The organism is Flavihumibacter sp. CACIAM 22H1 (assembly GCF_001601815.1).
In the GTDB taxonomy this organism is placed as follows: Bacteria; Bacteroidota; Bacteroidia; order Chitinophagales; family Chitinophagaceae; genus Flavihumibacter.
In genome coordinates this window covers 7,207-14,178 of the sequence record NZ_LUKG01000076.1, presented here as the reverse complement: position 1 = coordinate 14,178, position 6,972 = coordinate 7,207, and the positions used below count along the sequence as shown (strand labels likewise).

The following is a 6,972-nucleotide window of genomic DNA, read 5'->3' as shown; positions in this document are numbered from 1 at the left end:
CCTTTTCCATCCTCCTCAAAATTATATTTTTGACAGGAAGCAATTATCAGTGTACTACTGAATAAAAGCAACAATAGTTTTCTCATAACAATGGTATTTACTTGAATTGAGTAAATGGAATTTCCGTTGCTGCCGTCTTGTGTTCGATATCCTGGCCGGTAGCATCTTTTACGGTTCCTTTGAATAAATAGCTAAACCTCGACAATTGTGTTCCTGCCGGAACTGAAAAAGAGTAGGATGGAATAAAAATGGCTGACCATTTTTGATTACCCGCTTCTTTCAGCTGAAAGGATTTGGTTCCTACCACTGCACCGCTGTTATCATACAGGGTTACTTCCGCTTCTTTGGGAGAAAGCCGCTGATCATTGACAGATTCCGCCAGGGTCTGGTCAAAATTGACTGTAATCACATCCTCTGTTCCAACTTTGGCAGGAAAAACCCGCATCATAGTGGGCGTAAATACCAGTGGATCAAATTTGAAGGGTTTGTAGTCAGGTGTTTGTTTGGAACCATCTTTGGCTTTCAACAAAAATCCAAACGAAGTAAGCTGCGCCGGCGTAAGACCAAATAACTCAGTTCCGGTAAAACTGAACTGCCATTTATTGGCGCCTACATTGGTAAGCTTTGCCGATTCGCTGGAATTACCCCAGGCACCATTTACAACCCCGTCCTTTTTGGGTTTATTGGCATCTCCGTCTGCTGCATCCGGATTACTGAATATCCAGATATAAGCTGCCGTTTCACCTGCCATATTGGTTCCGGTAACATCAATTTCAATGGTAACCTGGTCAACAGCGGTAAATATAGATGGACTAAATTTTGGATTCTGTGCCTGTACCAATAGGGTAAAACACAGGGAAACCATAAATAGAATGACTTGCTTAAGTTGTCTCATGGCAATCGTATTACTGTTTGGTAAACTGGTATTCATACATCATGGTGGTTTTACCTGATTCGGCATTCACCCGGGGTATTTTCAAAATAAAACTGGATCTGAATGCCGAAGGATACGCCCCGAGCACTGCGCGCATGGTATCCGTTCCATTGATAAATGCCACCTGGCTGGGCGCTTCCGGGTTATCAACCTCCCACTTGCCACTGGCAAAAGGTATAACCCGCGGAGCATTACCGGGGGTGGTAGCAAAACCGGTCGGCAAACCACCCTGGCTTTCCAGGCTCAGCTGAAATTCCGTATAAGGAAAATCATTGGTAATAATGCTGCTCACATAAGGCGAGTTTTTGAGTGAGGCTTCCTCGTCTGTTTGTTTTGCACTGGTAATTTTCCAGGTACCGCTCAGTGCAGCAATATTATTGTCGGTGGTTTCTTTGATAACCGGGCCAAAGTTTTCCGGTTCACAGGAAAGCAGTAAAAAACTGCCGCATGCGATGGTTAACAGGTTTATAAATTTCATGATTGAATTATTTATTAATTACATCCCCCTTCCGGGTTACGTTCGAAATCAATATTTGAAGCCATTTCTCCCTGTGGGAACTGAAGTACAAAACCCGGACAATTCCACCTTGCCCCTCTGTCATCAATATTTTGTCCGCTCTGTGCACCGATCCGCTTTATTTCATGCGTGCGGTTGCCTTCTCCTACCAGTTCAATGGCACGCTGCTCCCTGGCTACCCGTATTACATCCGCTGCAGCTGCATTCGGCGGAAGGTTTCTGCTGGTATTACCATAGGCCCTTTCCAGGATATCATTGATATCGTCAATGGCCGTTGCCAGCGCTGCACCACCCTGCGCCGCACCTGCTTCTGCACGGATCAGTTTGATTTCAGTTACATGCAGTACCGGCAGTACAAATACATCTGCATTGTATTTAACCAGTACATTAATACCCGCCTGCAGGGTATTGCTCAGGAAGGCAGCCCGTTTATCGCCCGGATTGGCTACCCGGTTATAAACTGCATTGGAAAAAAACAGGACAGGACGACGGGTATCACTCCTGAAATTATCTCTCAACCCATTGCCCACACTTCCCTGCGGATTATTCTGCTGGGTGGAAATTTCTAAAATTGTTTCTTCATTCTTTCCCTGGGAAAAACGGGTAGTGAACGCAGAATCGGCCGTTACGAACTGATACGGTTTGTCCGATCCGGATAAAACCTGGTTAGCAGCAGTATAGGCAGCTTCTGTATTATTCATCTGGAAATATACTTTTGCCAGCAGGGCATTGGCAGCATTGGAAGATGCCGTACTAACCCGGTCAGCTGGTAGTTTAGCAGCTGCATCAGTGAGGTCGGTAATGATCTGATTGTATACTTCCTGTACCGTAGCACGATTAGCTATACTAACGGTAGACTCTAACCGAATTGGAATACCTGGGTGTGAATTATCTGGTGTAAATCCATAAGGCTGGGCAAATAAACGAACCAGTTCGAAATGAACCAGCGCCCGTATAAATTTTGCTTCACCTTCCAGCTGATCGCGCGATGCGCCTGCCAGGTCAATATTCTGCAATACCCGGTTTATATTGGCAATTACCTTGTAGCCATTGGTATAAAAATCATTTTTATACGCACCAAAGATAGAGGTACGGCGTCCATAGATTTCACCAAAATCTTCGGTGAGCAGGGTACCGTTCAGTTCATCACTTAACAGTTCACTCAGTATCACCGCCCGGCCGCCATAAAAGGTTTCACTTCCAAGGGTAATATAGGCTCCGTTTACCACTCTTTTTAATCCATCCTCATCTTTTAAGGCTTCTTCTTCCAGGATCTGACCCTGTGGGGGGCGATCAAGATACCTGGAACATCCTGTTCCCATAGCCATTGCTGTCAGTAGCATGGCAATTCCGATTTTATAGGAAAGCAATTTCATTGATACTTCATTTATAGTTAGAAAGTAATATTTATACCTGCTGTAATTGATTTCTGCTGTGGTGGCGTCAGGTAGGTTATATTGGGACTTAGGTTCCTGTCCTGGGCATTTTCAAAATCGCGTGCTATTTCCGGATCACCGCCGGGGTATTTAGACCAGGTCAGCAGGTTCATTCCCGTAACAAAGAATTTAGCCCGTTCAATTTTCAGCTTTTTTAACATCGTTGCCGGGAAATTATACGCAAGTGTCAATTCCCGCATACGCATAAAAGAAGCATCGTATAAAAACATAGTGGAGTTGTATTGCCACTCGCTCGATAAACCGTAGTAGGTATCCGGGCGCATGGTCAGTCGGGGAAAAGAAGCCTGATCGCCGGGCTGCTGCCATCTGTTAGCGATATCGGTACGGATATTCCAGTCTGTTACCACACCCAGTTGGCGTTTAGCGCTTCCATCGTAAATATTACCACCAATAGTAAACGTAAATAGAGAAGAAAGTTCAAATCCTTTAAAAGAAAGGTTGGTATTCAGGCCCCCAACATAATCAGGAATTACTGAGCCGATGGGCACCCGGTTGTTCAGGGAGAAAGTTTTTGTAAGCTTTCCACTGGCGTCTACCCACACCGGTAAGCCATCATTTTCATCCACTCCATGAAAACGTACCAGGTAATTGGTTCCAACAGGATAACCAATTGCAATCCTGGTATCATTGGTACCACCGCCAATTGCGTCTGCACTCAATGCGCCGAGTTTTTTTACTTCATTGTAATTTTTGGAAATATTTCCACCGATACTCCATTTGAAATCTTTCTTTTTGATCAACTCCACATTCATTGTCAATTCCACGCCTTCGTTTACGATCAGGGAATTATCGAGGTTTCTCCAGCCATTGGCGAACCCGGTAGACGGAGACAACCCTGCATCCAGCAATACGTCTGTAGTGGAACGGTTGTAATAAGAAAGCTCACCGGTAAGCCGGTTACCGAACAAGGCAAATTCAAGCCCTGCATCAAAATTGAAAATCTTTTCCCAACGCAGGTCCGGGTTACCGATCCGGTCCAGGAAATAGGTTTGTCCGCCTACATAAGGACTACCTCCATTGTACGCTGTATAATAACGGCCAGCCGGAATATTGGAATTACCCATGATACCTGCGCTAACCCTGACCTTAAGAAAATTCAGCCAATCAACAGAACGGAAAAATTCTTCCTGTGTAAGGGTATAACCAATAGCTGCTGAGGGGAAAAAGCCATACTTATTATTTTCACCGAAACGGGAGGAACCATCAATACGGGCAGTTAACTGCAGGAAAAGTTTGTCCTGGAAACTGTAATTGATTCTTCCAAAGAAAGAGTTGAAGGTATAGGCATTAAATTCTGTAGTATCCAGGAGATTGTTATTGATAAAGCTGTCTCTTGTAGCTTTCCACATATCCCGGTCATTATAATAGGCAGTATTGGACTCCCGGCCAAAATCAGTGTTATAGGATTTGGAGTAGGATTCCTGCACTTCCGTACCCAGTAGAAAATTAAAAGAATTATCCTCGTTCATATCCCACCGGTAATTGGCCGTAAAAGAGGCATTCATATTGGTTGTCCATACCGGGCTTCTGCGGGCGAAACCCAGGCCACTGGTGGCATTCCGGATTTTAGCCGTTTCAAACTTATCTTCCATTCCCAGCAGGTAATCAATATTTCCGTTTGCTTTCAGGGTCAGGTTTTTAATGGGCGTAAATTCAATGATCAATCCACCCAAAAACCGATCATCCCGGTTAATCCAGGTATTTTCTTTCATCCGGGCATACGGATTAGCGCCATCCAGCCAATAGGAACCGTCTGCTTTGTAAACAGGATAAATCGGCAAAGCAGTACTCATGGCATCACCTAACCCACCTGCCCAAGCTGCCGGTACACGATTGTTCTTACCCCTGTTCCATCCTGTATTAAGTGCAAGTTTTAATTTATCGGAAACTTTATAATCGAGGTTGGCTCTTAAGCCGATACGGGTAAAGGAGTTACCAATGATATAACTCTGGTTTTCACTATAGCTGGCACCTATATACGAACGCAATTTTTTACCACCCGTATTCATGCTGATATTATGCTCGTTGATAAAGCCATCCCTGGTAAGCAGGTTCCACCAATCGGTATTTGTAGCTCGGGCTGATTCCCAGCTGATACCGGCAGGAAGGGGTGCAAGCCCGGAATTACCATCGTTCTCCCAGGCTTCCTGGCGCAGTCCCAGCCATTCCTGGCTATTGGCAAAAGTGGGACGATTGGCAAAGGTGGAAACACCAATTCTGTTGTTGTAATTAAAGGAGGGTTTTCCGGATTTTCCGCGCTTGGTAGTAATCAGGATTACCCCATTGGCACCACGGCTACCATAAATACCCGCAGCAGCAGCGTCTTTTAATACCTCTACCGATTCTATATCACTGGGATTAATGGCCGCCAGCGGATTCTGGTTCATTGCCCCGCTATTGGTTCGCAGAAAAGGATCCTGCGTAATAGGAATTCCATCCACTACATAAAGCGGATCTCCACCGGCGCTGATTGAATTGATACCGCGGATTCTGACAACCGAACCGGAGCCAGCCAGCCCGCTTCCCTGAACCACCTGAACGCCGGCAGCTCTACCCTGTAAGGCAGCTTCAAAACTGGGCGTTGGGATGGAAGTAATTTTATCGGAGGAAACTTTGGCTATAGCCCCGGTAACTTCCCGCTTTCTTTGTGTACCATAACCAATTACTACAACTTCACCCATCTGGGAATTGTCGTTCTGCAACTGAATGGCAGCAGCGGAAACATTTCCGGCCCTGATTTCACGGGAGGTGAAACCAACTGAACTGATTACAAGAATAGCATTTTCGTCCGGCACCTGAATGGTGAAACTTCCATCCTGCCCGGAAGAAACCCCTTTTGAAGTTCCTTTGATCAAAATGGATGCTTTGGCCAGTCCGGCTCCATCTGAATCGGTGACCCTTCCGGTAATGCTAACCTGTGCACATACAACCTGCTGTAGGAGTATAAATACGACCAACGGCAAGGCAATCGTAAGCAAGCGTTTGAATGACATAATCGTGCGTGTTGCGTTTTTTATATAATAAAGAAATCGTTAAACCGGCTTTGCGTACTTTTTACATATTAAAAATGTGTAAAAAGTACACAAACATAGGCAATATCTCATTGAGATTTAACATTTGTTAAAGATTTTTTTTTGCCTGAAAAGGAATGCTGAACAGGGTTTTCCAGCTTCTTTTTAACTCAGTGATAATCAGCAGACCTGCATTTATCAAGAAAACTTGAAGCGATTGTCAGGAGATTTTTTTTGCCTTTTTAGCAAATTTGGCTGCATTGAACTTATATAATTTGCCGGGGCGGTGCGGCACATCTTCTTCCAGTTCATTCAGATCAACCAACCAATCCATCATGAAGAATTTTTTCCGGAAATTACGGCGGTCCAGTTCACAGTTCAGTACGGCTTCATATACACTTTGCAATTCCCGTAAAGAGAATTTTTTAGGCAGCAGATTGAATACCACCGGGTGATCTTCCACTTTTTCGCGCAGGCGCTCTATACAGGTATCCAGGATATTTTTATGGTCAAATGCCATATCACCAATCTCCTTTACAGGATGCCAGTGTAATTCATTGTCCGATAGCTTTAACTGATGGTCCTTGATATTTACCAGGGAAAAATAGGCGGTCGTAATTACCCTGCCGGCCGGGTGCCGGTTAACTTTACCAAATGTATGCACTTGTTCCAGGTACACATCGTCCAGGCCGGTTCGCTCTTTCAGAATCCGGTAGGAGGCTGAGTTAATATCTTCATCGGGCCGAACCAGGTCTCCCAGCAAAGACCACATGCCTTTATACTCCTTGATATTACATTTGATCACCAACACTTTTAATTCCCCTTCCTCAAAACCAAAAATTACACAATCCACTGATAACGCTATCCTGAAATAATCTTTATCACTTAATTCTCCAAAATGACTGAATCTCGAAATCTGTTTCATGTTGTTGGTTTTACTGCAGCAGCAGTTTAATAATCTTTCGCTTATCGTTTACCTGCAATTGCAAAAGATAAATACCTTTTTGCAAACTGTTTTATTCAAAACCCCTAGGATCAAGCCGTGTTTTGATG

The 6,972-nt window shown here is 44.5% G+C and carries 5 protein-coding genes; all 5 read right to left on the bottom strand.

Annotated elements, in window-relative coordinates; translation table 11 throughout:
* Window positions 1-97: 97 nt before the first annotated feature.
* Window positions 98-895 carry a hypothetical protein gene (locus tag A1D16_RS17275; protein ID WP_290711798.1) on the bottom strand — a complete coding sequence of 266 codons (798 nt, stop codon included), beginning with the start codon at window positions 893-895 and terminating at the stop codon, window positions 98-100.
* Between the two features lie 10 nt (window positions 896-905).
* On the bottom strand, window positions 906-1,412 hold the full coding sequence (locus A1D16_RS17270) for a DUF5004 domain-containing protein (RefSeq protein ID WP_290711796.1): 507 nt from the start codon (window positions 1,410-1,412) through the stop codon (window positions 906-908).
* Between the two features lie 14 nt (window positions 1,413-1,426).
* Window positions 1,427-2,827: a RagB/SusD family nutrient uptake outer membrane protein gene (locus tag A1D16_RS17265; RefSeq protein WP_290711794.1), complete on the bottom strand. Its 1,401-nt coding sequence runs from the start codon at window positions 2,825-2,827 to the stop codon at window positions 1,427-1,429.
* A gap of 17 nt (window positions 2,828-2,844) precedes the next feature.
* Window positions 2,845-5,901 (bottom strand): TonB-dependent receptor, encoded by a 3,057-nt coding sequence (locus A1D16_RS17260; protein WP_290711792.1) that lies wholly within the window; start codon window positions 5,899-5,901, stop codon window positions 2,845-2,847.
* A 238-nt stretch (window positions 5,902-6,139) separates the two neighbouring features.
* Complete coding sequence (locus tag A1D16_RS17255; RefSeq protein ID WP_290711790.1) at window positions 6,140-6,844, bottom strand: NUDIX domain-containing protein; 705 nt, start codon at window positions 6,842-6,844, stop codon at window positions 6,140-6,142.
* Window positions 6,845-6,972 lie beyond the last annotated feature (128 nt).

Excerpts from the sequence above, each read along its gene's own strand:
- A1D16_RS17275 (WP_290711798.1), bottom strand. The coding sequence starts at position 895 with ATGAGACAACTTAAGCAAGTCATTCTATTTATGGTTTCCCTGTGTTTT.
- A1D16_RS17270 (WP_290711796.1), bottom strand. The coding sequence starts at position 1,412 with ATGAAATTTATAAACCTGTTAACCATCGCATGCGGCAGTTTTTTACTG.
- A1D16_RS17265 (WP_290711794.1), bottom strand. The coding sequence starts at position 2,827 with ATGAAATTGCTTTCCTATAAAATCGGAATTGCCATGCTACTGACAGCA.
- A1D16_RS17260 (WP_290711792.1), bottom strand. The coding sequence starts at position 5,901 with ATGTCATTCAAACGCTTGCTTACGATTGCCTTGCCGTTGGTCGTATTT.
- A1D16_RS17255 (WP_290711790.1), bottom strand. The coding sequence starts at position 6,844 with ATGAAACAGATTTCGAGATTCAGTCATTTTGGAGAATTAAGTGATAAA.